Source organism: Ciceribacter sichuanensis (assembly GCF_024055605.1).
Lineage (GTDB): Bacteria > Pseudomonadota > Alphaproteobacteria > Rhizobiales > Rhizobiaceae > Allorhizobium > Allorhizobium sichuanense.
In genome coordinates this window covers 137,109-161,769 of the sequence record NZ_JAMXLX010000002.1, presented here as the reverse complement: position 1 = coordinate 161,769, position 24,661 = coordinate 137,109, and the positions used below count along the sequence as shown (strand labels likewise).

Sequence of the window (24,661 nt, the reverse complement as noted above, 5' to 3'; positions counted from 1 at the left end):
ACGGCTGCCGTGGAGGCGGACGCTTATTCTTCCGCAACCGCCATGGCCGATGCCTGACGATTGAGCTTCAGGCCTATAACCGGGATCATGCGATCCTCGACCTTGACCGAAATCGTGATGTTCATCGCGGCGTCCTTCTCGATTCGGGCAACCATGGCACCGTCAAGCTTGGCGCGGTTGATGCCCATGACGACGCGATCGCCGGTGACCTGACCCGAAACGATGTCGAGGCCCTTGCCGTCGGCACCGTCGAGGAATTCACCCTTATAGTTGCCATCGACCTGGGCGATGACCGCGCGCATCGGCTGCGAGAACACGCCGACGCGGCAGGTGCCGTCGAGTGTCATGCCGGTTTCCTTGCCCTCTGCGGGCTGGCCCGTCAGGTTGCAGGTAAACTTGGTGCCCTTGTACTTGCCGGCGACGATTTCGCCCGGACCCTTCCATTGACCGGCTACCTGCTGGAAAAAACGCTTGTCGCGCGAGGCTGCGTCCGCTGCCGGAGCAGCTGCGATCGTGGCGACGACGGATGCGGCGACAACGTGACCGACTGGCGAAAAGAAACGAGGCGACATCGACTTACCTTGGTACGAGCAACCAATAAACCCGCGTGAAATATAAGGTAAAAGTGGTTAACGCTTTCTTGATTGAGGCGTCAAGACTTCAATTGTCCGGGGCAGCAATGCGACTTGCCTGCAGCGACGGCAGGTCATTCCTTCGCATCCGACGCAGTGCCTGTCAACTTCGGAGCGAGATCAGACATGAAGTCTCCGATCCCCGGCCGACGCAGCGCCTTGAAGGGAAGGGGGCGGCAGAGGTCCATGGCGGCTATGCCGATTCGGGCCGTCATCAGGCCGTTTATGACGCCTTCGCCGAGTCGTGCGGAAAGCCGGGCGGCGAGGCCATGACCCAGAATTTGCTGGGCAATCCCGTCACCGACGGCGATGGAGCCGGTTACGGCGAGATGGGCAATGACGTCGCGCAGCAGGCGCAGCATGCCGAAAGCGCCGGGCCTGCCGCCATAGAGTTCCGCCATGGCGCGTACCAGCCGCACGACCTCGAACAGTACGTAGGAGAGATCGACCACTGCGCGCGGGCTGACGGCGGTGACGACCGACACACGCTTCGATGCGGTGAGAATGAGCGCCCGGGCGCGGATGTCGAGCGGGGTCATCAGTTCGCGTTCGGCGAGTTCGATCAGCAGCGGTGCGTCGATGATGTCCTCATCGCTTTCGGCAAGGGTGCGTCTGCCGCGAGCCGTTTCCGGCTTGGAGGAAACGAGTCGCACGAGCCTTGATACGACCGCGCGGGCAGCGGGTCTTGCGCCTTCGGCCGCGGCGCGTTCGGCATCTTCCTTGAGCTTTTGTACCGCGTCCAGGCGGTAGATCCCGGCGATTTCCCGGCCGACAGCGATCAGGAGTGCGAGAAGGCCGACCGCAAGCACGGCGATGGCGGTATATCCCAGCCAGTCGGAACGGGTGAAAAGATCGCGGATGAGGCTGTCGACCCACAGGCCGATCGCCAGCGAAAGCAGAATGCCGAAGGCGCCGGCTGCCACGCGTGCAAACGAGAAGCTCCGCTTGCGCGGTTCGGCCACGGGAATCTGGTCGCCGGCGAGGTCCGCGCCGAGGAAGGGATCCGCCTCATCCGGGATGATGTCCACGTCGTGATCGAAACTTTGCGGTGCGCGGCGCAATGGCGGCACGGGACGAACCGGTTCGTCCGGCTCGACGCTGAAGGACGCCGGACGGCGGCGGTTGGATGAATGCGCGGGTGATGACGGTGCGCCCGGCGATGGTGTGGGCGGGGATTTGGGGTCCTTCATGCCAAACGGTCTCCGAACAGGAACTGCATCGCCCGGTCCAGCCGGATATGGGGCACAGACAGGGTTATGCCGCCACCGGTCTCCTCGAGCATGGGCGGGCGGAAGCGTACGATGTTGAGTTCCGGCAGGTGATGGGACGCCGCGGGGTCATCCAGCGCGCGGAAAAAGGCTTCGGGATCTTCCGGCAGGTCGCCCGGAAAGACGGCGGTCTTGCGGTTGCCGTCGAAATGTTCACTGCCGATGGTCTCGCCTGCCATGGGGGTGCCCACGATAACGGGCAGTTCGTGCCCGTCGCGGCGCACATTGGCTTCCCTCGTTGCACGGACGGAGGCAAGAGCCATGACGTCTATGCCGGCCCCGGCCATGCCGATCGAATGAATGGCGCGCTCGACCAGCCGGCGGGTCAAGGCCTGCAGGTGATCATGGCTTTTATGGTGAAGATGGTCGGCTTTGGTGGCGGCGACGAGAACGCGGTCGATCCGCCGACGGATCAGCGCCGTCAGCAGGTTGTTCGAGCCCGGCCTGAAGCAGGCGAGAACGTCGGCCAGCGCGCGCTCCAGGTCCTGCACTGCTTCCGGTCCACGATTGATCGCCTGCAATGTATCGATCAGCACGATCTGACGGTCGAGGCGGGCGAAATGCTCGCGGAAGAAGGGTTTGACCACCACCGTCTTGTAGGCCTCGTAGCGGCGCTCCATCATCGCCCTCAGCGAGCCCTTCGGTGCCGGGGTGTCGGGCATGTCGGGTAGGGGGGCGAATGTCAACGCGGGTGAACCTTCGAGATCGCCGGGCATCAGGAAGCGGCCGGGAGGCAGCGTCGAGAGCGATCGCTCGTCGGACTTGCAGGCCTTGAGATAGGCGGTGAAGCTCTCGGCTAGCCGGCGGGCGGTCATTTCGTCTGCCGGAGCATCCATGACGGTTGCCGAACTGTGCACGAGCCAGTCGCGGGCGAGTTCCGCCCGGATGCCGGTTCTGGCCAGCGTTGCCGTTCTTTCGCTGAACTCGCGAAAATCCTGGCCCAGCAGCGGCAGATCGAGCAGCCATTCGCCGGGATAATCGACGATATCGATCGAAAGCCGTCCGGGGGAGAAGAGCCGGTTCCAGCCGCTGGCGCTCTTGTAATCGATCGTGATGCGCAATTCCGAGATGGCGCGGGTGGAATCGGGCCAGACGCGATCCTTCACCAGCGCGCGAATATGATCCTCGTATTGGAAGCGCGGGACCGCATCGTCAGGCTGTTCTTCCAGCCGTGTATTCGAGATGCGACCGGAGCGCTGGGGCTCGAACAGGGGCAGTCGTCCGCCATGCAGCAGGTTGTGAACCAACGAGGAGATGAAGACGGTCTTTCCCGCGCGCGACAGGCCGGTCACGCCGAGCCGGAGCGTCGGGTTGACGAGATTGGCGGCCCGGTCCGCGATATTGTCGAATACGATGGCTGCTTCATCGGAAATGCTGGTCAGCGAAGGAGGCAATTGTCTTTTTCCCGCAATGGTCTGCAGCGCCAATATAGGGTGCCGGATCGACGCCCGGAAGACGACGCGCTATCCTTTCCGACGGAGTGTACGTCAGCCGACGAGAAAATCCGTGAGCAGCCACGGCTTTTCGCCATCTGCGGCCGGAGTGCCGTAATCGAGAACCGAAAGACCGGCGGTCGGGTAACCCTCGGGAATGGTGCGGTTGGCCGCGTCCATGCCTGCGAGCGAAATCAGCACTTCCTCAATCGCGGGATTGTGGCCAACCAGCATCACGGAGCCATATCCCTGCAGCGCCGAGAGGATCTCGAGGTAGTTGTCCGCGGGGGCATTGTAGAGATCATCGACGAAACGGCATTCCATTTCGCCGGGAAATGCCCGCTGAATGGCATCGGCAGTCTGTCGGCAACGCACCGCGGTCGAGGAAATCAACAGGTCCGGACGGTAGTTCTTTTCGGCGGCCGCGTCGGCGACAAGCTCGGCCTCGGCATAGCCCGCATCATCGAGCGAACGGTCGAAATCGCGTTGACCGGGCAGCGCCCAGCCGGATTTCGCATGCCGCAACAGATAGATACGATCAGGGGGCGGGGTTACGAGAGACATCCGGTGAGATTTTCCGCGGCTGGACTTCAGGCACTGACCTAGCCGCTGACAGGGATGTCCGTCAACTGCTGCTAAAGGCCGATAGCAGGCGAGCATTGAGTTGCGTCAACCATGGCTTGTAGAGGTGCTCAAGGGGCTGAATGAAATAGTGCTTAAAAACTATGCCCTTAGCTGAAAAATATGACAGATTTAAAAATGCCTTGAAAACGGCCAGAAGGCTTGAACCTGTTTTAACGAAAGGTTATACACCCGCTCATTGAGATGTTCTTCAGGAGAATCGCGTTGAGTGAGAAGATCGATCTTAGCAATTATGTTCTCTCGGAAGCCGATGAGTTCATGAACGCAAACCAGAGGGCATACTTCCGGGCAAAACTCATCGCATGGAAGAACGACATCCTCCGGGAAGCACGGGAAACTCTCGGGCACCTTGCCGAGGAAAGTGCCAACCATCCCGATCTCGCCGATCGGGCCTCCTCCGAAACGGACCGCGCCATCGAACTCAGAGCCCGCGATCGTCAGCGCAAGCTGATCTCGAAGATCGACGCAGCCCTGCAGCGCATAGACGATGGCACCTACGGCTATTGCGAGGAAACCGGCGAACCGATCGGCCTGCGGCGCCTGGATGCCCGTCCTATCGCGACATTGTCGATTGAAGCGCAGGAGCGCCACGAGCGTCGCGAAAAAGTCTATCGCGACGAGTGACGCTGCCTCGCGCAGGAACTTGAGAAAACAGAAAGTTTAGCGGCGTTTCGCCGTTTGGAAAAATGCCGGCCTAGCGTCGGCATTTTTCGTTCTATCCAGAGGGCTGTGCGGCGCGCCTACCTTCGGCCGCGGTGCCTTCAGTATGCTGATGGTTTTTGATGCAAGCCAACCGTCAGGATGAGGACTTAGCGGGCCGCAGGCGCTTTAGCAGGGCGAACGACGTTGCTCCGCTAAAGGGGTCGGCTTCGGTTTTACGGATGCTTTTGTGCCATGGGGTCAGTTGTTCCGATTGACCGACATCTCGCCAAAAATGCGTGCGATCTCCGTCTGAAGATTGGGTTCTTCGCGATTGGCTGCCGCAGGAGCGCCCGGCGGGGGGGTAACGATCACGGGAGGCGCGATCGGACGGCTCGGGCGGGTATCCGGCACGATCGGGGCGACGTCGAATTGCGTCCTGGCAGCTGTTTCGTTCGCCGAGAGATGAAGCGCCATCTCTTCTTCAAGGACGCGTTCGAAGTCGCTCAGTTCCTTTTTCGGATGTTGTTCGTCTGCCTGTGAAGGCCTGGCGCTCGCCGCTGCCGGGCTTTCCACGCTCGGGGGAAGAACGCGCTGTCGGGCAGCCTCCAGCACGTCTTCGGCGTGTATCACCGGGTTCGATGCCTGCACTGGGGCCTGTTCGGGCTGGACGGCGGGCGCAACGGGTGGCGCGGCGTGTGGTGCCGGCGCAGCAGGTATCGGTGCTGCAACCGGCACATAGGCAGGGGCCGGAGTGACCTGGGCGGAGGTGGCTGCTGCGGCGCGCTCAGGGTGAACCGGTTGAGCCTGCGGCGTTTCCGCGACTGGCGTCGCCATGGCGGGAGTTACGGTCGTTTGCGGTTTCGGAGCAGGTGCCGCGACTTCTTCCGTCAAGGCGGCTGCGGTTGCCGGTGCGACGGGTTCCGGCCGGGGGGCAGGTGCGCGAAGGGGCTGCTGCGGTTGAGGCCTTGCGGCGACGGGTTCCGATCTTGCGGGCTGAGCCTGCGGCTGCTCCACAGGTGTCGGTTTCAGCGCCGGTTCTGCGGCGGCAACCGGCTGTTCCTGCGGCAGGACGCGCTGGGGTTCTGCTTGCGGAGCGATGCGCGCTGCCGTTTCCGCGCTCTCCACGGAGGCCGGGACCGGAACGGCCGAAAGATAGGCGCGCTCGTCGCCAATACCGCTTTCGATGACGATATCGGTTGGGCCGCCGATCATGACGAGATGCTCGACATTGTCGCGGCGAACGAGGACAAGCCGACGTCTTGCGTCGATGGCTGCGGCATCAAGAACCTGAAGCCTCGGCTGGCGGTTGCGTCCGCCGCGTACAAAAGGCGAGGGCGCACGATTGCGCAGCAACCTGAGGACGATGAAAAGGCACAGAAGCGCAAGACTGACCCCCAGTGCCGCAACCAGGAAACGGTTCCCATAGGCGGTGACCAGTTCATCAAGCATGTCGCGCTCTCCTTTTTCCGCTTTCTGGCAGAAGACGATTGTTTTAGCAATGCGGCAGGGCATCGACAGGCCAGCATGGCGCCGACTGGCCACATCATCGGACAAAATTGCGGCGGTCCTGTGGGATTGCTGTGCATTGAGCCTGCCAATCAGGTCTTTCGGAGCTTTTTGCGGCAGGTGCAAATTGCTAAAGAAGATGTGAAGTGTCCGATTCCCACGGAGTGGACCCACGCAAGAGGCATATATGACAAGACTGCAGCAGGCCGGCGAGTACGAAGGTCCCCTGGTGGACCGCGGCACCCGTTCCGGAACGGCGCTCCGCATTATCCTGCTCGCTCTCGTGCTCGTCTGCGCGGCGGTCGCCTTCGTCGTGTTCAAGGACCAACTCGAGAATGAGATCGTGCTTGGCATCCTGGGCGTGCTCGCCATGACCGGCATATTCTTCCTTGTCTCGGCCGTGATCGGCTTCGTCGAGGTTATGCCGCAGTCCCGGTCGGACTCGCTGGCCCGGAATTTTCTCGCAAGTCTGCCGGAAGGAACGCTTATCACCGATGCCGATGCACGCGTGATCTATGCCAATGCCGCCTACGGCCGAATGACCGGCGCCACCAAGGCGACGGAGGTTCAGGCGCTGGAAGCTCTTCTGTCACGCTACAGGGAATCGTCCGAAGCCCTCTACCGGCTGACCAACGGATTGCGCGAGGGCAGGGAAGGCTATGAGGAGTTCCGTCTGCTGAAGCCGCTCGGCGTCCACACAGGGAACGGTTCAGGTGCGCACTGGTACCGCCTGAAGGCGAGGCTTCTGTCGAACGAGGCGCGGGCGCAGAAGCTGCATGTCTGGCAGATCACCGACATCACCTCCGAGCGGGACGATCAGGAGCGCTTCTTCAAGGAACTGCAGCACGCCATCGATTATCTCGACCATGCGCCCGCCGGCTTCTTCTCGGCCGGCCGCAAGGGCGAAATCTACTATCTCAACGCCACCCTGGCGGAATGGCTCGGTATCGATCTTACGCAGTTCACGCCGGGCTCCATGACGATTGCCGATCTGGTGGCGGGCGAGGGCATGGCGCTGGTCAATTCCGTGCAGGCCGAGCCTGGTCTGTCGAAGACCGAGACATTGGATCTCGATCTCAGAAAGACCAACGGCCAGAGCTTTCCGGTGCATCTCGTCCACCGGGTGCGCTCGGCGCGGGACGGAGCTCCCGGAGAAAGCCGTTCCATCGTCCTTGCGCGGCAGGAAGGCAACGGTAGCGACCAGTCGGCCTCGGTCGCCTCGATGCGCTTTACCCGCTTCTTCAACAACACGCCGATGGCCATCGCTTCCGTTGACGGCGAGGGGCGCATCCTGCGCACCAATGCACCGTTCATGAAGCTTTTCTCCGATGTCGTCGGTCGCGACTATGTCGATCGCGGGGGCAAGCTCGAGGTTGTCATCCACGAGAGCGAACGGGAGCATTTCCGTCAGGCCCTGGCCGCCGCCAAGGACCGGCAGGTCGACATCGCCCCGCTCGACAGCCGTCATCCCGAAAGCGATACGCGGCATTTCCGCTTCTACGTCAATGCGGTGATCGACCAGAGCGACGAGGCGCCGGAAGAGGCGGCCATCGTCTATGCCGTTGACGTGACGGACCAGAAGGCGCTCGAAACGCAGATGGCGCAGACGCAGAAGATGAATGCCGTCGGTACGCTCGCCGGCGGTATCGCACATGACTTCAACAACGTGCTGACGGCCATCCTGCTTTCCTCCGACCACCTGCTTCTCCAGGCCCGGCCTTCGGATGCAAGTTTCGCCGATCTCATGGAAATAAAGCGGAACGCCAACCGCGCGGCCGTTCTGGTCCGGCAATTGCTCGCCTTCTCGCGCAAGCAGACGATGCGCCCGGCGGTCCTCAACCTGACCGATGTGATCGGCGACCTGAGAATGCTGGTCGACAGGTTGATTTCGGGCACGAACGTCAAGCTGAAGGTCGAATACGGACGAGATCTCTGGCCGGTGAAGACCGACCTTTCGCAATTCGAGCAGGTGTTGATCAACCTTTGCGTCAATGCCCGCGACGCCATGCCCGAGGGGGGCACGATCACCATCACGACCCGCAATGTTTCCGCTTCCGAAGCTGCCGCGTTCCATTACCGTGGTCTGCCGGAAGAAGAACTGGTGCTTGTCGAGGTTGCCGATACCGGAACGGGTATCGCGCCCGAAATCATGGACAAGATCTTCGAGCCGTTCTTCACTACCAAGGAAGTGGGCAAGGGCACCGGTCTCGGTCTCGCCATGGTCTATGGCATTGTCAAGCAATCCGGTGGATATATCTATCCGGAATCCGAGGTGGGCAAGGGAACCGTCTTCCGCATCTTCCTGCCGCATCATGTGGTCGAGGTCGTCCAGCAAATCGAGGGTTCCGTCGTCACCGGTGACACGGCACGAGGTGGTGCCGATGCCGCTCTGGCGCAGGCGCCGCAGGCGACCGAACCGGATGACCTGACCGGCAAGTCTGCCGTTGTTCTTCTCGTCGAGGATGAGGAGGCCGTGCGGCGCGGCGGCAAGCGCATGCTGGAAACGCGCGGCTATACCGTACACGAGGCAGGCTCCGGCGTTGAAGCTCTGGAGATCATGGACGAACTCGACGGCGCCGTCGACATCGTCGTCTCCGACGTGGTCATGCCGGAAATGGATGGTCCGACGCTGCTTGGCGAATTGCGCAAGAAGTATCCGTCGCTGAAGTTCATCTTCGTTTCAGGCTATGCGGAGGACGCGTTTGCGCGCAATCTGCCGGCCGATGCGAAATTCGGCTTCCTGCCCAAGCCGTTCTCGCTCAAGCAACTGGCTGTTGCCGTACGCGAAATGCTCGATAGTCCAAATTGACAATCGTCATTGGATTTGTCCTATTTTTGTGACGGACGGCTGCGCTCTCATCACAATTCACTCACGATAACGTGGCCGGACCGGATATGCTGCCCGTGGGAGGGGGCTGATTCATTCGGGCAGAGTGCGGGAATTGAATAATATGAGCGAGTGCGCCGGCGGGCCGGTCGACAGGAACGAAATTCTTGCCCGCATCCAGGCTTGCGATAGCCTTACCGGTATAGATGCCTGCATGCTGCTATTGCAGGAGCGCTTCGGATATCGCTTCTACCAGATCTTCGCCATGCTCCCGACGAGTGACGATTCGCTGCGTGGCCGACTGCTGCTCTACAGCGTCAGCGAGGAGTTTCTCGATGGTTTCGATGCTATCGGAGGGCTTCCGCTTGCGCCGGAGACCGTTCTGGCAACGTCCGGGCAGCCGCTTTTCCAGTGGTCCATCGATGAACTGCGTTGCCGGGACGATCTCAGGCCTCAGATCATCGAGCTCATGCAACTGCTCGTCCAGCAAGGCATGTTGACGGGGGTGTATTTTTCCCTGCCGACGCTCGATGGCCGAAGGCAGGTCCTGAGCCTCCTCGGTCACCGTTCGCCACTCACTCTGGCGGAGATCGAGGACTTCTGCTTCCTCGCCATCCATGTGCTCGACCGGGCGGGAATGCTGGAAAAGCGTCTGGACGGACCTCGGACGGGCATGTCCAATCTTGAGATACAGTGTCTGGAGATGGCAGCAGCCGGCCTCGATACGGCTGCGATGGCGCAACGCCTGTCGCTTTCAACCCGTACGGTGAACTATCTCGTCAGCTCGCTTTGCCGCAAGCTCGGATCCGAGCGGCTGGAGCAGGCGCTGCAACGGGCAATGCAGATCGGCTTCGTGTGACGCGATGATTGCGGGATGAAAAATGGCGACACCGGGGGTGCCGCCATCGCATTTCGTTCGATTTTCCGCGCTCAGCCGTTCATCGCGACGGCGATCTCGGCGGCGAGGCGGGCATTGTTCTCGACCAGCGCGATATTCGTCTTCAGGCTGCGGCCGTTCGTCAGGTGGAAGAGGTTGTCGAGCAGGAACGGGGTGACGTTCTTGCCGGTTATCTCTTCGCGCTCGGCATTGGCGAGTGCCCGACCGATATAGATTTCCATTTCCTCGCGCGGGATCTCGTCGGCAAGTGGTACGGGATTGGCGATCAGCATGCCGCCATCAAGGCCCAGCTGTTCGCGCATTCTCTGGAAGTTTGCAATCGCCGCGGGGCTAGGCAGTGTCAGCGGGCTCGACAGGCCGGAACTGCGCGACCAGAAGGCGGGGAAGTCCTCACTATCATAGGTCACGACCGGCACGCCGCGGGTTTCCAGTACTTCCAGCGTTTTCGGAATATCCAGAATGGCCTTCGGTCCGGCAGAGACGACGATGACCGCCGTGCGGGCGAGTTCTTCCAGGTCAGCGGAAATATCGAACGTCTCTTCCGCGCCGCGATGGACGCCGCCGATGCCGCCGGTGGCGAAGACCGAGATACCGGCACGCGCGGCGGCAATCATCGTTGCGGCAACCGTGGTTGCTCCCGTGTGCCGTTCGGCGAGCGCGAAGGCGATATCTGCGCGAGACAGCTTCATTGCGCCCTTGTATTTGGCGAGCGCTTCGATCTGAGCCGTTTCCAGGCCGATATGCAGAACGCCGTCGAGAACGGCGATGGTTGCCGGAACGGCTCCCTGCTGGCGAATGATGGCTTCAACGCTGCGCGCCATCTCCAGATTGCCGGGATAGGGCATTCCGTGGGTAATGATGGTCGATTCCAGAGCCACGATCGGCGCGTTGCGCGCCTTGGCTGCGGTCACTTCGCCGGAATAGACGATGGGAAGAAGAGGCGAGATGGCTTTGGTCATCACTGATATCCGTATTGTCCAGGCGTTGTCATGACAGGATTTCGGGTTCCGGCACAAGAGCCAGATGTGTGGCGAGAAGATCTGCGGACAGGCTTTCGGCTGTCGCATACGGTGAAAGCAGTGTGATCGCCGCAGCCGCAGTGCCCGTGCGCAGGGCAAGACCGAGATCTGCGCCTTCAAGCTGCGCCGACAGGAAGCCGGCGGCGAAGGCGTCGCCCGCGCCGGTGACGTCGGCAATGCCGAAGACCGACGGGGGGGAAAGAGCGATGGCTCGGCCCTCATCGAAGGCGATGGTGAGGCCTCCGCCGGCGGTAACCGTCCCGGCTTTGAGGCCTGCCTTCCTGAGGAGGAGGGGCCATTCGGCGGGATCGGCCGCGCGTCGACCGGCAATGACTTCCGCCTCGTTGGCGTTCATGAAGACACGGTCGAGGTTATGCAGGCCGGGCAGCAGTTTCGTTGCCTTGGCGGGGGAAATGGCGATTGCCGAAAGGGGGACGCCGCTCGACGCAGCGAAGTTTGCCAGTGCACTGATGGTCTCGGCCGGCAGGTTGGCATCGCAGAGAATCGTTCGGGTATCGGCAAGGCTCTCCCGCGTCGTGCGGGCGCGCAGACGACGTGCGGAAAAGAGATCATAGAGCGCCATGTCGGCAAGTGCGATCACGAGATTGCCATCGTCTTCAAGTATAGCCGTATAGCTCGGCGTTGCCCGATCGAGGAAGACGACGGGGCAATCGTCGATGCCCAGACGCTCCGCCGCTGCCGAGACCTGCTCACCGGCCGCATCGCCGCCGCGAGGCGAGATCAGGCGGACGGAATGGCCGAGACGGGCGAGGTTGCAGGCCGCGTTGAAGCCGCCGCCACCCGGCTCCTCCATCCAGCGGCCCGGGTTGCTCGCACCCATTTTCGTGTGCCCGAAGAGACGACCGCGACGGTCTATATGGGCGCCGCCGATGACAAGGATATCGACCGTCATAGCGGCATCGCCAGAGTGTCGGAAAACGACGAATCGAGCACGCGACAGGAGATATTCCTGGTTGATCGGGAAGGCTGTGCTCTGAGGTTTCGCACCGGCGGAACATAAAAAGTACACACTGAGAAATTCCCCATGGATTCATGCTGTTGAGAGGGGATTGCCATGATGGAACAAAACGTGTACATACAGTCCACCGGCTGCTTCATTGCCTATGCGGCTTCAATAACCTAAAGGTGGACAGAATGGCACAAAATTCTTTGCGGCTCGTAGAGGACAAATCGGTGGACAAAAGCAAGGCATTGGAAGCAGCGCTCTCTCAGATCGAACGGTCGTTCGGCAAGGGCTCTATCATGAAGCTCGGCGCGAACGAGAGCGTGGTCGAAATCGAAACGGTTTCGACTGGCTCTCTCGGTCTCGACATTGCTCTCGGCGTCGGCGGATTGCCGAAGGGGCGTATCATTGAAATCTACGGTCCGGAAAGCTCCGGCAAGACGACGCTCGCGTTGCAGACGATTGCCGAAGCCCAGAAAAAGGGCGGCATCTGCGCCTTCGTCGATGCAGAACATGCGCTCGATCCGGTCTATGCCCGCAAGCTCGGTGTCGACTTGCAGAACCTTCTGATCTCCCAGCCCGATACCGGCGAGCAGGCTCTCGAAATCACCGATACGCTCGTGCGTTCCGGTGCCGTCGATGTGCTCGTCATCGACTCGGTCGCGGCTCTTACGCCGCGTGCCGAAATCGAAGGTGAGATGGGCGATAACCTGCCAGGTCTTCAGGCGCGCCTCATGAGCCAGGCGCTTCGCAAGCTGACCGCGTCGATCTCCCGTTCGAACTGCATGGTCATCTTCATCAACCAGATCCGCATGAAAATCGGCGTCATGTTCGGCTCGCCGGAAACCACCACTGGCGGTAATGCGCTGAAATTCTACGCTTCCGTGCGCCTCGATATCCGCCGTATCGGTGCGGTCAAGGAGCGCGAAGAGGTCATCGGCAACCAGACCCGCGTCAAGGTCGTCAAGAACAAGATGGCGCCTCCCTTCAAGCAGGTCGAATTCGACATCATGTATGGCGAGGGTGTTTCCAAGACCGGTGAACTCATCGATCTCGGGGTCAAGGGCGGTATCGTCGAAAAGTCGGGCGCCTGGTTCTCCTACAATAGCCAGCGTCTGGGGCAGGGGCGTGAAAACGCCAAGCTGTTCCTGCGTGACAATCCGGCGCTTGCCCAGGAGATTGAAATGGCGCTTCGCCAGAATGCCGGTCTCATTGCCGAGAGCCTGCAGAACGGTGGCCCTGATGCAAACGACGGCGACGGCGCAGACGAATAAGCCCCTCGTTTTTGCGTTTTGATTTCTTTGCCGGCTGCATCTCTTGCGAGGTGCGGCCGGTTTTACGTCGGGCGGCTGGACAGTGGGGATTCCGGACGATAAAAGCCATTGATTTTCGCGAATGGCCGGATTCCGGCGTGAATGAAGGGCGTGACATGAGCGGCGTAAACGACATCCGGTCGACTTTCCTCGAATATTTCAAGACCAACGGCCACGAAGTCGTTTCATCCAGCCCGTTGGTGCCGCGCAACGACCCGACGCTGATGTTCACCAATGCCGGCATGGTGCAGTTCAAGAACGTCTTTACCGGCCTTGAACAGCGTCCGTATTCTACGGCCGCGACGGCACAGAAATGCGTGCGCGCGGGCGGCAAGCACAACGACCTCGATAATGTGGGCTACACTGCGCGTCACCACACCTTCTTCGAAATGCTCGGCAACTTCTCCTTCGGCGATTACTTCAAGGAACGCGCCATCGAGCTTGCCTGGAGCCTGATTACCAAGGAATTCGGTCTCGACCGCAATCGCCTGCTGGTCACCGTCTACCATACCGACGACGAGGCTTTCGGCCTGTGGAAGAAGATCGCCGGCCTTTCCGACGAGAAGATCATCCGCATTCCGACGAGTGACAACTTCTGGGCCATGGGCGATACCGGCCCCTGCGGTCCTTGCTCGGAAATCTTCTACGACCATGGCGACCATATCTGGGGCGGTCCTCCCGGCTCGCCGGAAGAGGATGGCGATCGCTTCATCGAGATCTGGAACCTCGTCTTCATGCAGTACGAGCAGATCACGAAGGAGGAGCGCGTCGACCTTCCGCGTCCGTCGATCGACACGGGCATGGGCCTCGAGCGCGTTGCCGCCGTTCTGCAGGGCAAGCATGACAATTACGACATCGACCTGTTCCGCGCATTGATCGAGGCTTCGGTCGAACTCACCGGCGTCAAGGCCGAGGGCGAGCGCCGGGCAAGCCACCGGGTCATCGCCGACCACCTGCGTTCCTCTGCCTTCCTGATCGCCGACGGCGTGCTGCCGTCGAACGAAGGCCGCGGCTATGTGCTTCGCCGTATCATGCGCCGCGCCATGCGTCATGCCGAGCTCCTCGGTGCGCGTGAACCGGTCATCTACAAGCTGCTGCCGACGCTGGTTCAGCAGATGGGCCGCGCCTATCCCGAACTGGTGCGCGCCGAGGCGCTGATCTCCGAAACGCTGAAGCTTGAGGAAACCCGATTCCGCAAGACGTTGGAGCGCGGCCTCTCGCTGCTTTCGGACGCGACCAGCGACCTGAAGAAGGGCGATAGCCTCGATGGCGAGACCGTCTTCAAGCTCTACGACACCTATGGCTTCCCACTCGACCTGACACAGGATGCGCTGCGCGCCCGTGGCATCGGTGTCGACATCACCGGATTCAACGACGCCATGCAGCGCCAGAAGGCGGAAGCGCGTGCCCATTGGGCCGGGTCCGGCGACAAGGCTACCGAAACCATCTGGTTCGAGCTGAAGGAAAAGCATGGCGCGACGGAGTTCCTCGGCTATTCCTCCGAGGTGGCTGAAGGCCAGGTGCTGGCAATCGTCAAGGATGGCGTCGCCGTCGATAGCGCCTCCAAGGGCGATGCTGTCCAGGTGATCGTCAACCAGACCCCGTTCTACGGCGAGTCGGGTGGCCAGATGGGCGATGCCGGCAAGATCGCAAGCGATACTGCAAGCCTCTCCGTTTCCGACGTTCAGAAGAAGGGCGAAGGCCTTTTCGTACATATTGCCGAAGTCTCGGACGGCACGATCCGCGTCGGCGACGCCGTCAGCCTGACGGTCGATCACGCCCGCCGCTCGCGTTTGCGTTCCAACCATTCAGCGACCCATCTGATCCACGAGGCGTTGCGCGAGGTTCTCGGCACCCACGTAGCGCAGAAGGGTTCGCTGGTTGCGCCCGAGCGTCTGCGTTTCGACGTTTCTCATCCGAAGCCGATCTCGGCGGAAGAACTCAAGGTCGTCGAAGAGATGGCCAACGAGATCGTCATCCAGAACGCGCCGGTTACCACCCGTCTGATGAGCGTCGATGACGCCATTGCCGAAGGTGCCATGGCCCTCTTTGGTGAAAAGTACGGCGATGAAGTCCGCGTGGTGTCGATGGGCACTGCGGTCCATGGTCCGAAGGCCGGAAAGCCCTATTCCGTCGAACTTTGCGGCGGTACCCATGTCACCGCAACCGGCGATATCGGCCTCGTCCGGATCCTGTCGGACAGCGCGGTTGGCGCTGGCGTGCGCCGCATCGAGGCGCTGACCGGTGAGGCGGCGCGCGCCTATCTCTCCGAGCAGGACGAGCGGGTGAAGCAGCTTGCCACGGCACTGAAGGTTCAGCCGGGCGATGTCGTTTCGCGCGTCGAGGCACTGGTCGATGAACGGCGCAAGCTGGAGCGCGAACTGGCCGACGCCAAGCGCAAGCTCGCCATGGGCGGCAGCGGTCAGGCTGCTGCCGATGAAGGTGCTCGCGATGTCGCAGGCACCCGTTTCCTCGGCAAGGTGCTGAAGGGCGTGGATGCCAAGGATCTGAAGGGCCTCGTCGATGAGAGCAAGGCCGGGCTCGGATCGGGTGTCATCACGCTGATCGGCGTTTCGGAAGACGGCAAGGCCAGCGTTGTCGTCGGCGTGACCGCCGATCTCGCAGGACGGTTCAGCGCCGTGGATCTCGTTCGCGTCGCTGCTGCCGTCGTTGGCGGCAAGGGCGGCGGCGGCCGGCCGGACATGGCTCAGGCTGGCGGTCCCGACGGCGACAAGGCGGATGCGGCAATTGAGGCCGTCGCGACCGCACTGGCTGGCTGAACGGCTGGTTTCCCTTGCGGGAGGATGCCCCAGAAATGAAATGCCGGAAGGGCGCGGACAGTTTCCGCGCCCTTTTGCTTGAGGAGGAACCGCCTCTGGCTCGAGAGTTTCAGGCTTCCGGTGGTCGTACCTCACGGATCAGTGTTCGGGCGGCCTTGATGGTCTCGACATATTCGACTTCGGGACTTCTCACCTCGTGGGTTTCCAGAAGGTGCCTGAAGTCCGGATTGGCACCGGCGATGAAGACGCGCACACCAGCTCTCTCCGCCTTCCGGATCGTGCCGGCAATGACGTTGGCCGCTGTCGAATCCATGAAGGAAACCGCGGAACAATCCAGAACGAGGTTGTGGTACCGGTCCGCGATCCGGTCGAGAACCGAGCCCACGGTTGCGGCTGCGCCGAAGAAGAAGGCGCCACCGATCCGGTAGACCACCGTGTCGGGGTCGGTATTCTTCAGCGGGTGCTCCGATTCTTCCTCGTGAGGCACGACCGTTACGCTCTTGCTCATGCGGTTGATGAAAAGCAACGCGCCCAAGGTGAAGCCGACGACAATGCCTTCGGTCAGGTCACGGAAGATCACCAGCAGGAAGGTTGCCAGCAGAACGACCGCGTCACCGCGCGACGACCTGAGCAGGGCGGCGAAGGCGGGCCTTTCGACCATGTTCCACGAAACGATCGCCAGCACACCCGCGAGCGATGCCAGCGGTATATAGCTGGCGAGCGGCGCTGCCAACGCCATGAAGACCAGCAGGAAGACGGCATGCAGAATGCCCGAGAACGGGCTGGTCCCGCCGGCGCGGACATTGGTTGCGGTGCGCGCGATGGTGCCCGTGACGCACATGCCGCCGAAGAGGGCCGAACCGATATTGGCCACGCCCTGGCCGATGAGTTCGATGTTGGAGCGATGCCGGCGCCCGGTCATGCCATCTGCCACGACGGCGGACAGCAGAGACTCGATCGCACCGAGCAATGCGAAGGCGATGGCGTCAGGCAATACTGCCTGCGCAAGCTCGGGCGAAAACGATGGTAGATGGGGAACCGGCAGGCTGCGGGGTATGCCGCCGAAGCGCGTTCCGATGGTTTCCACCGGCAGGTTCAGCAGAGTTGCGGCAAGGGATGCGACACCGACGGCGATCAGCAGCCCCGGCCAGGACGGGCGAAACCTGCGAAGGATGAGGATGGTCGCGATCGTCAGAAATGCGACGGTAGCCGCGGCCGGGTTGAGAGTTGGAAGGGCGCTGGCCAGCACCGGCAGTTTTTCGACAAGCGGTCCGGGCTCCCTTGCGGGTAGGGTAAGACCGAGAAGTTCGGTGATCTGGCTGGAAAAGATGATGACGGCAATGCCGGCGGTGAAGCCGACCGTCACGGGATAGGGAATGAATTTCACATAGTCGCCAAGCCGCAGCAGGCCCGCCAGCACGAGGAAGAGGCCGGCCATCGCCGTTGCCAGCAGCAGTCCGTCGATACCGTGCGCCGTGACGGTCGCCGCAACCAGCACAATGAAGGCGCCGGCCGGTCCGCCGATCTGGTGACGGCTGCCGCCGAGCGCCGAGACAAGAAAACCGCCGACGATGGCAGTGAAAAGCCCCCGGTCCGGTGTGACGCCGGATGCTATGGCAATCGCCATGGAGAGGGGCAAGGCGACGATTGCGACCGTCAGGCCGGCAATGGCGTCCGCCTTCAGGCGGGCGAAGCCGTATCCTTCGGCAAGAACGCTGATCAGCTTTGGCTGGAATTCACTGTTCACGATGGTCCGCCGATGCAAAGAATGATTGAGAACGACGCCGTTCCCGGCGATTCCAATTGGTAACCCGAGTCCGCGCAATCGCAAATCGACGGTCGGCCGTATTTGACGAACGTCAGGAAATATAAAGCAGGATTTGTCAAACCGGCCTGTGCTTCATTCTCCGCCGCAACGGCACCACGATCAACAGACGGAAAAAATGACGAAAGCGGACATCTGGGGGACCTACGAAAGCAGACTGCTGAGGGTTTCGAGCCATATCTACTAGCATCTGGACGAAGAACTCGATAGCGACCGGCTCGCGGAGGTCGCCTGCATGTCACCCTATCACTGGCACCGCATCTATCGTGCGGTGCATGGTAAGACGCTGGCTGCAACGGTCAAGCGCCTGCGGCTGCAGCGCGCTGCAGCTGAACTTGCTGCATCCGACCGTTCCGTCTCGTTGATCGCCCGCCGCTGCGGCTATCCCAATCTCCAGTCGTTCAATCGCATCTTCAAAGCGGCCTATGGTCTGCCACCAGCGCGATACCGGAAGGAGGGGAGCCATCAGACGTTCCAGATGGTCCATGAGAAGGAGGATCGGGTTATGTATGACGTGACATTGAGAACATCAGACGAAACGCCGGTGATCGGCGTTGCCCATCGTGGCGCCTATATGGAAATCGGCAAGGCCTTCGAGCAGCTTTTCGGCACGTTGTTCAGCCGAAATCTAGCCGATCCTGCAGCGCGGATGCTGGCGATCTATTACAGCGATCCGGAAAGCGTGGCGGAAAGCGAATTGCGATCGCTCGCCTGCGTGACCAACGGCGGTCGGGTGGCAGTCGATCCTCCATTGCAGAGCGCAATGGTCGAAGGCGGGGAGTGTGCCGTCCTTTTGCACAAGGGGCCCTATGCCGACATGCGTTTTGCCTATCGCTGGCTTTATGGCGAGTGGCTGCGCAAGTCGGGCAGGGACGTTCGCGATGCGCCGGTTTTCGAGATTTACCTCAACAATCCCCGTGAGGTTCCTCCAACCGAACTTCTGACCGAGATCTGTCTGCCGCTGAAGCCGGCTGCTTCCACCTGACGGCACACTTTTTCGATCAGCGACACCGCGAAGGAGTCATGCAGTCTTCTGCAGGGCTGCCATCGCGGTATTGTCCAGCTCTACAGCGCGCTGATAGGCCTGACGCTGGCTGAGGCGTCCGAGATAGTCGACGAATGCGGGCCGCTTTTCGATCGAGCCGAATTGCAGACCCCAGCCGATGTGGGAACCGACATAGACGTCTGCTGCGGTGAAGCGTTCGCCCGCAATGTAAGCGCTGCTGCTGACGGCCTTTTCGAGCGTGGCCATCACGTCGTCGTACGAGCCGTAGCCGACCATGCGGCGACGGTCTTCCGGCACGACAAAACCAAGCGCGCGGTTGGAGACGGCGGCCTCCAGCGGACCGGCGGCAAAGAACATCCAGCGGTAATAGTCGGCTCGATCCATGGTGGGCGGGGCAAGGCCCGCCTGGGGAAAGGCGTCGGCGAGATAGGCGCAGATTGCCGCGCACTCGGTCACGACTTTCTGGCGATGCACGATCGACGGCACCTTGCCCATCGGATTGATGGAGCAATAGGCCTCGTTCTTCATAGGCTGGCCAAAGGGAACGATCTCCGTGCGATAGGGAACGCCCGTCTCTTCCAGCATCCAGCGGACAATGCGTCCGCGCGACATCGGATTGGTATAGAAAACGATTTCGCTCACGCTGCTCCTCCCTCCTTTTTTGTTCATGCTATGTTCGTTTGTCTGCCGTGTCAACGAACCTCGCCTGACGCCATGCCGAAGATGTTGCCACGGTCATGTGGCCGGCATTTGACGGAACTCCATAGTCTTCTGACGGGGAGAAACTTAGGACTCCAGAACGAAAAAACCCGGCGCTAGGCCGGGTTTCTCGTCGAAAGCGATAGGGCTTAAACCTCAGGCGGCCATGGCCTTCTGGAGGTTTTCGTCGATCTTGTCGAGGAAGGCGGTGGTGGAGAGCCACGGCTGATCGGGACCGATGAGCAGGGCCAGGTCCTTGGTCATGAAGCCGGATTCGACGGTTTCGATGCAGACCTTTTCCAGGGTGGTGGCGAACTTCGCGAGATCGGCGTTGTCGTCCAGCTTGGCGCGGTGAGCGAGACCGCGGGTCCAGGCGAAGATCGAGGCGATCGAGTTGGTCGAGGTTTCCTGACCCTTCTGGTGCTGGCGGTAGTGACGGGTCACCGTGCCGTGGGCAGCTTCGGCCTCGACGGTCTTGCCATCGGGGGTGAGCAGAACGGAGGTCATCAGGCCGAGCGAGCCGAAGCCCTGAGCGACAGTGTCGGACTGAACGTCGCCGTCGTAGTTCTTGCAGGCCCAGATGTAGCCGCCGGACCACTTGAGCGCCGAGGCGACCATGTCGTCGATCAGGCGGTGTTCGTAGGTGATGCCGATTTCGTCGAACTTGGCCTTGAACTCAGCCTGGTAGACTTCCTCGAAGATATCCTTGAAGCGGCCGTCATAGGCCTTGAGGATGGTGTTCTTGGTCGACAGGTAGACCGGCCACTTGCGCATCAGGCCGTACATCATCGAGGCACGGGCGAATTCGCGGATCGATTCGTCGAGGTTGTACATGGCGAGAGCCACGCCGGCGCCCGGAGCCTTGTAGACTTCCTTCTCGATCGTCTGGCCGTCTTCGCCGACGAACTTGATGGTCAGTGTGCCCTTGCCGGGGAACTTGAAGTCGGTTGCCTTGTACTGGTCGCCGAAGGCGTGGCGGCCGACGACGATCGGCTTGGTCCAGCCGGGAACCAGGCGCGGAACGTTCTTGCAGATGATCGGTTCGCGGAAGATCACGCCGCCGAGGATGTTGCGGATGGTGCCGTTCGGGCTCTTCCACATTTCCTTGAGGTTGAATTCCTTGACGCGTGCTTCGTCCGGAGTGATGGTCGCGCACTTGATGCCGACGCCGTGCTTCTTGATGGCGTTGGCGGCGTCTACGGTCACTTGGTCGTTGGTGGCGTCGCGGTTCTCGACGGAGAGGTCGTAATATTCGATCTGCAGGTCAAGATAAGGCAGGATCAGCTTGTCCTTGATGAACTGCCAGATGATGCGTGTCATCTCATCGCCGTCGAGATCGACGACCGGGTTGGCTACCTTGATCTTGCTCATGAATATCCTCGCTGATTGGGGGGAGGGACGAGGGTCCCAGTGTTTAGGCTTGCTGCGCTATAGCATTCCGGATCGGGAACGCAAAGCACTGCACCGCCCGGATAGCGGCTTTTCGTTCACAAAATCATACCAACTTTGGCCTTAGGCATGCGACCGGTGGGCTTGAGCTTTATCCGGCTGGAGATATCTTGCGCCATGCCTTTCAGTCGCCGGGAAATCACCGATGAAATCCAAGCTTTTCGCCGCTCTCCTTGTCCTTGCCGCCGGCTCCGCGCTTGCCGCCGACCCGACGGCTCCGGTCAAGGAGGTCATCAATGTGGCCGCCGGTAACTGGGCAGGGGAAGCCGCCTCCGATGACGACGTGTTCAGCGATGATCGCCTCAAGCGGCTTTTCAGTGTCGATTTCGCCAAGGCCTATCACGAGGCGTCGAAGCATCCTGCCTATGACCTTCCGGAGGGCGAAACCACGGGTAGCCCGTTCGACTATGATCCGATCGCCGGAGGTCAGGATGGCTGCAACTTCGAAAACATCCGTATCGAAGACGACGGAGACGGGCAGGTAACGGCACTCTTCAACAATCACCAATGCTTCGGCGACGATCCCGCCTATAGGGAAGACAGGGTGCTGATCTTCCATGTAAAGACCGAGAATGGCCGGCAAGTAATCGACGACATCTTTCCTGTAGAGAACGGTAATTCCTCAAGCTCGATCAAGAATGATCTTAAGGCCATTGCCGTCCAGTGATGGTTCAAGTTTCGGCCAGTTGCATCGGTCATCATTGCTGCGCTACTGATTGCATTGGCGAGAGGTGAGAGGCGTATGCGACGGACGTGCGGGCTAGTGCTTTTTCTTCTGCCGGCTCTGGTGCAGCCGGCAAGCGCGAATGACCGCGTGGAGCTGGTCCGCGCCTATGCCGACAGGATCGTTGCGAACTCGCTCGATGAACCGGATGGTCATCAGGCCTATTTCACCGAGATCCAGTTGCTCAATGATTTCGGCGCGGACTTCGTGTCCGCGTATACGAAAGCCCTGAACGCGGCCCGGATGCGCCGGGAGGTCAGCCTTTTCGAAGAGGATCCGGTGACTGGCGATGCGAACCGATGTCCCATCGGCAACGTCCATGTCGCTGATCTGACCCGACCCGATACGCGGATTATGGTCGAGGCAAGGTTCGAACTGCCGTCCTGCAATGGTGATTCCGGGAGTGGATCGCAGATGAGGCTGATGTTCATCCTGCTCACAGACGATGCCGCAGGAATGCGCTTCGTCATCGACGATATCCTGCGGGAAAGGTCGGATGGCAGCTGGTTTTCGCTGAAAGCGTCACTGGAGAGACTCGCCAGCCCCTGATTGCGGCAATGAGTTTTTGATTTTTGCCGCAGCCTGTGCCAGTGAAGCCGCCACTTATAAACCTCGGACAGGAACATGGCAGGTACGAACAGCGAGCGCGCGCTTCTGGCGGAAGGACCGGTAATCATCCTCGTGGAGCCGCAGCTTGGCGAGAATATCGGGATGGTCGCCCGGGCCATGGCGAATTTCGGACTGTGGGAATTGCGCCTCGTCAATCCGCGGGACGGATGGCCGAGCGAGAAGGCCCGTTCCGCCGCGTCCAAGGCGGACCACGTCATCGACGCCACACGGGTCTATGAGACGCTCGGGGAAGCGATTTCCGATCTCAACTTCGTCTATGCGACGACCGCGCGAGAGCGCGATGGCTTCAAGCCGGTACGCTCTCCGGTGACGGCTGCCGAAACGCTGCGCGGCAAGTTTCGCGGCGGTGAGCGGACGGGCATCCTGTTCGGGCGCGAGCGCTGGGGGCTGACCAACGAGGAAGTGGCGCTGGCGGACGAGATCGTCACCTTTCCGGTCAACCCCGCCTTCGCCTCGCTCAATATCGCCCAGGCTGTGCTGCTCATGTCCTATGAGTGGATGAAATCCGGCATGGAGGACCTTGGTGAAACGCGGTTCCAGGCGGTGGAGCAGAACCCGGCGACCAAGGAACACCTGATCGGCCTCTTCGAAATGCTCGAGGAAGCCCTGGATGCCCGTGGCTATTTCCGGCCGGTCGGCAAGAAGCCGCGCATGGTGGAGAACCTGAGGGCGGTCCTGTCGCGCCGCGCCTTCACCGAGCAGGAAATTCACGTTCTTCGCGGCGTTTTCGCCACATTCGACCGCTACAGCCGCAAGAACCCGCGGGGCGCGGGCAAGCTGGACAATGGGGACGATAACGGGGATGACGACAGCGGGGCATGATCTGAAACCGGTTTTGGTTTTCGATTCCGGGATCGGCGGCCTTACCGTGCTGCGCGAGGCGCGCGTCTTGATGCCGGAGCGCGGTTTCATCTATGTCGCTGACGATGCCGGCTTTCCCTATGGTGGCTGGGAAGAGCAGCCTCTCCGCGAGCGGATCGTCGGGCTATTCGCCGATCTTCTGGAGCGGTACGATCCGGAGGCTGTAATCGTTGCCTGCAATACGGCCTTCACCCTTGCCGGAACCGACTTGCGCCATACCTTTCCCGACATGCGCTTTATCGGCACCGTCCCGGCCATCAAGCCGGCCGCGGAGCGGACCCGCTCCGGCCTTGTCTCGGTGCTTGCCACGCCCGGAACGGTCAAGCGCGCCTACACGCGCGATCTCATCCAGTCCTTCGCCACGAAATGTGATGTGCGCCTTGTCGGTTCGGAGAACCTTGCAAGGATGGCCGAGGCTTATATTCGCGGCGAGACAATCCCGGACGAAGCCGTGCTTGCGGAAATCTCTCCCTGTTTCGTCGAGAAGGAAGAAGAAAAGACGGATATCGTCGTGCTTGCCTGCACGCATTATCCGTTTCTTGCCAATGTCTTCCGCCGGCTTGCACCCTGGCCGGTCGACTGGCTGGACCCGGCCGAGGCGATCGCCCGCCAGGCCCGGCGTCTGGTGCCGCTTATCGAAGGCGCCGAGCACCCGGAGGGTTTCGACTTCGCCGTCTTCACTTCCGGAAAGCCGGACTTTTCCACGCGCCGGCTGATGCAGGGCTTCGGTCTCACGATGTCGTGAGCCGGTCAATGGAGATTGTTGCAATTTTGCAACTCTGCCGATTCAGCGAACACAATTCGCAATTGTGGTCTTGTCTGGCGGATGATGTCGTGACATGTTTTCACAATCTGCCGGATCTAGACACAGGAGGCGCAGCATGAATGCTTTTTCTTCGCATATGCGCCTCGACGGCGGACGAGCTGACTGGGCTATAATGCCGCGAAATTCAGCTCAATGTGTTGCCGGAACTCAGGCGTATCGCGCCTGATTGGCGATTTTTTTCACACATCCTCATTTTACTGACGTGATCGGCTAACGCGACGACGCTTGTCGTTTTCGCGTATCCCGTTGATCCGTCGCAAGCTTTGAAGGGCCGGGTTGCTGCAATGCGCCGGGACGGAAAATCATGCGTGAAATACAATCTTTGGTTGCTTATCCCTTGGCAAGGACCGTGGGGGAACTGCACCGCGAATTCGGCTTCTGGAGGGTTGCCCGGGCTCTGCTCGCAACTGTCTGGCGGGAGCGGCGGGCTTCGAACCGCGTCGATGGTCTCAACAATCACATGCGTCGGGATATCGGCCTTCCTGAAGTCGAGGTTCAGCGCCGCCCGATCAGCCTCAATCCTTGGGATGCAAGGTTTTGAGACCCGAAGAAGTGCCTGGTAATGCTGTTGCCGGGCACCTCTTTCCCGAGGGGTTTTCGGTGACTGAACCGCTCCTCCTGCCCCTTCCATTCAAGGGCTGTCAATTCTTGGGTGCGACAGGGTTCCCGTTTGGAAGGCGGTAGCTTCTATGCTAGAGATCGTCCTCGTTGCCGGAC

At 61.0% G+C, this 24,661-nt stretch carries 20 protein-coding genes and 1 pseudogene; 11 read left to right on the top strand and 10 right to left on the bottom strand.

All coding sequences use genetic code 11. From position 1 onward, the window contains the following. Nucleotides 1-23: 23 nt before the first annotated feature. The 4 genes from NBH21_RS07180 to NBH21_RS07165 form a co-directional block, all read right to left on the bottom strand. Nucleotides 24-572, bottom strand: a complete 549-nt coding sequence (locus NBH21_RS07180) for a hypothetical protein (RefSeq protein WP_250916146.1) — start codon at nt 570-572, stop codon at nt 24-26. Between the two features lie 134 nt (nt 573-706). Further along, nucleotides 707-1,822, bottom strand: a complete 1,116-nt coding sequence (locus tag NBH21_RS07175; protein ID WP_250916147.1) for a YcjF family protein — start codon at nt 1,820-1,822, stop codon at nt 707-709. Then, a complete protein-coding gene (locus NBH21_RS07170) occupies nt 1,819-3,294 on the bottom strand; it encodes a YcjX family GTP-binding protein (RefSeq protein WP_250916148.1) in 1,476 nt (491 codons plus the stop codon). The genes NBH21_RS07175 and NBH21_RS07170 overlap by 4 nt, the downstream gene beginning before the upstream one ends. A gap of 93 nt (nt 3,295-3,387) precedes the next feature. Beyond that, nucleotides 3,388-3,897, bottom strand: coding sequence for a SixA phosphatase family protein (locus tag NBH21_RS07165; RefSeq protein ID WP_250916149.1), 510 nt, complete (start codon nt 3,895-3,897; stop codon nt 3,388-3,390). 282 nt (nt 3,898-4,179) lie between these two features. Here NBH21_RS07165 and dksA point away from each other — a divergent pair, with 282 nt between their 5' ends. Further along, the gene (gene dksA / locus NBH21_RS07160; protein WP_099058077.1) at nt 4,180-4,599 is read left to right on the top strand and encodes an RNA polymerase-binding protein DksA; all 420 of its coding nucleotides are present in this window, start codon (nt 4,180-4,182) and stop codon (nt 4,597-4,599) included. A 276-nt stretch (nt 4,600-4,875) separates the two neighbouring features. Here dksA and NBH21_RS07155 read toward each other — a convergent pair whose 3' ends face one another. Next, nucleotides 4,876-6,066 carry a flagellar biosynthetic protein FliO gene (locus NBH21_RS07155; protein WP_250916150.1) on the bottom strand — a complete coding sequence of 397 codons (1,191 nt, stop codon included), beginning with the start codon at nt 6,064-6,066 and terminating at the stop codon, nt 4,876-4,878. A gap of 244 nt (nt 6,067-6,310) precedes the next feature. Here NBH21_RS07155 and cckA point away from each other — a divergent pair, with 244 nt between their 5' ends. Further along, entirely contained in the window at nt 6,311-8,932 is a 2,622-nt protein-coding gene (gene cckA / locus NBH21_RS07150; RefSeq protein WP_250916151.1) for a cell cycle histidine kinase CckA, read from the top strand. A gap of 142 nt (nt 8,933-9,074) precedes the next feature. After that, a complete protein-coding gene (locus tag NBH21_RS07145; RefSeq protein WP_250916152.1) occupies nt 9,075-9,809 on the top strand; it encodes a helix-turn-helix transcriptional regulator in 735 nt (244 codons plus the stop codon). A 71-nt stretch (nt 9,810-9,880) separates the two neighbouring features. Here NBH21_RS07145 and NBH21_RS07140 read toward each other — a convergent pair whose 3' ends face one another. Continuing rightward, on the bottom strand, nt 9,881-10,807 hold the full coding sequence (locus NBH21_RS07140; RefSeq protein WP_250916153.1) for a pseudouridine-5'-phosphate glycosidase: 927 nt from the start codon (nt 10,805-10,807) through the stop codon (nt 9,881-9,883). A gap of 28 nt (nt 10,808-10,835) precedes the next feature. Next, on the bottom strand, nt 10,836-11,780 hold the full coding sequence (locus NBH21_RS07135; RefSeq protein WP_250916154.1) for a carbohydrate kinase family protein: 945 nt from the start codon (nt 11,778-11,780) through the stop codon (nt 10,836-10,838). Between the two features lie 242 nt (nt 11,781-12,022). On the opposite strand from NBH21_RS07135, the gene recA reads away from it, so the two are divergent. Both recA and alaS read left to right on the top strand, forming a co-directional pair. Then, nucleotides 12,023-13,105: a recombinase RecA gene (gene recA, locus NBH21_RS07130; RefSeq protein WP_250916155.1), complete on the top strand. Its 1,083-nt coding sequence runs from the start codon at nt 12,023-12,025 to the stop codon at nt 13,103-13,105. Between the two features lie 155 nt (nt 13,106-13,260). Beyond that, nucleotides 13,261-15,924: an alanine--tRNA ligase gene (gene alaS / locus NBH21_RS07125; protein WP_250916156.1), complete on the top strand. Its 2,664-nt coding sequence runs from the start codon at nt 13,261-13,263 to the stop codon at nt 15,922-15,924. A gap of 109 nt (nt 15,925-16,033) precedes the next feature. Here alaS and NBH21_RS07120 read toward each other — a convergent pair whose 3' ends face one another. Beyond that, nucleotides 16,034-17,671 (bottom strand): SulP family inorganic anion transporter, encoded by a 1,638-nt coding sequence (locus NBH21_RS07120; protein WP_250916157.1) that lies wholly within the window; start codon nt 17,669-17,671, stop codon nt 16,034-16,036. A gap of 196 nt (nt 17,672-17,867) precedes the next feature. Between NBH21_RS07120 and NBH21_RS07115 the strand changes: the two are divergent. Continuing rightward, nucleotides 17,868-18,734: pseudogene (locus NBH21_RS07115) on the top strand (AraC family transcriptional regulator). Nucleotides 18,735-18,770: 36 nt separating this feature from the next. Here the strand turns inward: NBH21_RS07115 and NBH21_RS07110 are convergent. Further along, nucleotides 18,771-19,397 (bottom strand): glutathione S-transferase family protein, encoded by a 627-nt coding sequence (locus NBH21_RS07110; RefSeq protein WP_250945151.1) that lies wholly within the window; start codon nt 19,395-19,397, stop codon nt 18,771-18,773. Between the two features lie 213 nt (nt 19,398-19,610). Then, nucleotides 19,611-20,825: an NADP-dependent isocitrate dehydrogenase gene (locus NBH21_RS07105; RefSeq protein WP_099058066.1), complete on the bottom strand. Its 1,215-nt coding sequence runs from the start codon at nt 20,823-20,825 to the stop codon at nt 19,611-19,613. Nucleotides 20,826-21,048: 223 nt separating this feature from the next. Here NBH21_RS07105 and NBH21_RS07100 point away from each other — a divergent pair, with 223 nt between their 5' ends. The 5 genes from NBH21_RS07100 (at nt 21,049) to NBH21_RS07080 (ending at nt 24,485) form a co-directional block, all read left to right on the top strand. Then, entirely contained in the window at nt 21,049-21,570 is a 522-nt protein-coding gene (locus NBH21_RS07100; protein WP_250916159.1) for a hypothetical protein, read from the top strand. 96 nt (nt 21,571-21,666) lie between these two features. Next, entirely contained in the window at nt 21,667-22,176 is a 510-nt protein-coding gene (locus tag NBH21_RS07095) for a hypothetical protein (RefSeq protein ID WP_250916160.1), read from the top strand. Between the two features lie 75 nt (nt 22,177-22,251). Continuing rightward, nucleotides 22,252-23,079 carry an RNA methyltransferase gene (locus NBH21_RS07090; protein WP_250916161.1) on the top strand — a complete coding sequence of 276 codons (828 nt, stop codon included), beginning with the start codon at nt 22,252-22,254 and terminating at the stop codon, nt 23,077-23,079. After that, nucleotides 23,060-23,863 (top strand): glutamate racemase, encoded by an 804-nt coding sequence (gene murI / locus NBH21_RS07085; protein WP_250916162.1) that lies wholly within the window; start codon nt 23,060-23,062, stop codon nt 23,861-23,863. Before NBH21_RS07090 ends, murI begins: the two co-directional genes overlap by 20 nt. A gap of 430 nt (nt 23,864-24,293) precedes the next feature. Beyond that, a complete protein-coding gene (locus tag NBH21_RS07080; protein ID WP_250916163.1) occupies nt 24,294-24,485 on the top strand; it encodes a DUF1127 domain-containing protein in 192 nt (63 codons plus the stop codon). The last annotated feature ends 176 nt before the right edge of the window (nt 24,486-24,661 follow it).

What these genes read in the sequence shown, in the direction of transcription:
- NBH21_RS07180 (WP_250916146.1), bottom strand. Translation starts at nt 572, where the DNA reads ATGTCGCCTCGTTTCTTTTCGCCAGTCGGTCACGTTGTCGCCGCATCC.
- NBH21_RS07175 (WP_250916147.1), bottom strand. Translation starts at nt 1,822, where the DNA reads ATGAAGGACCCCAAATCCCCGCCCACACCATCGCCGGGCGCACCGTCA.
- NBH21_RS07165 (WP_250916149.1), bottom strand. Translation starts at nt 3,897, where the DNA reads ATGTCTCTCGTAACCCCGCCCCCTGATCGTATCTATCTGTTGCGGCAT.
- NBH21_RS07155 (WP_250916150.1), bottom strand. Translation starts at nt 6,066, where the DNA reads ATGCTTGATGAACTGGTCACCGCCTATGGGAACCGTTTCCTGGTTGCG.
- cckA (WP_250916151.1), top strand. Translation starts at nt 6,311, where the DNA reads ATGACAAGACTGCAGCAGGCCGGCGAGTACGAAGGTCCCCTGGTGGAC.
- NBH21_RS07145 (WP_250916152.1), top strand. Translation starts at nt 9,075, where the DNA reads ATGAGCGAGTGCGCCGGCGGGCCGGTCGACAGGAACGAAATTCTTGCC.
- NBH21_RS07140 (WP_250916153.1), bottom strand. Translation starts at nt 10,807, where the DNA reads ATGACCAAAGCCATCTCGCCTCTTCTTCCCATCGTCTATTCCGGCGAA.
- NBH21_RS07135 (WP_250916154.1), bottom strand. Translation starts at nt 11,780, where the DNA reads ATGACGGTCGATATCCTTGTCATCGGCGGCGCCCATATAGACCGTCGC.
- recA (WP_250916155.1), top strand. Translation starts at nt 12,023, where the DNA reads ATGGCACAAAATTCTTTGCGGCTCGTAGAGGACAAATCGGTGGACAAA.
- alaS (WP_250916156.1), top strand. Translation starts at nt 13,261, where the DNA reads ATGAGCGGCGTAAACGACATCCGGTCGACTTTCCTCGAATATTTCAAG.
- NBH21_RS07105 (WP_099058066.1), bottom strand. Translation starts at nt 20,825, where the DNA reads ATGAGCAAGATCAAGGTAGCCAACCCGGTCGTCGATCTCGACGGCGAT.
- NBH21_RS07100 (WP_250916159.1), top strand. Translation starts at nt 21,049, where the DNA reads ATGAAATCCAAGCTTTTCGCCGCTCTCCTTGTCCTTGCCGCCGGCTCC.
- NBH21_RS07090 (WP_250916161.1), top strand. Translation starts at nt 22,252, where the DNA reads ATGGCAGGTACGAACAGCGAGCGCGCGCTTCTGGCGGAAGGACCGGTA.
- murI (WP_250916162.1), top strand. Translation starts at nt 23,060, where the DNA reads ATGACGACAGCGGGGCATGATCTGAAACCGGTTTTGGTTTTCGATTCC.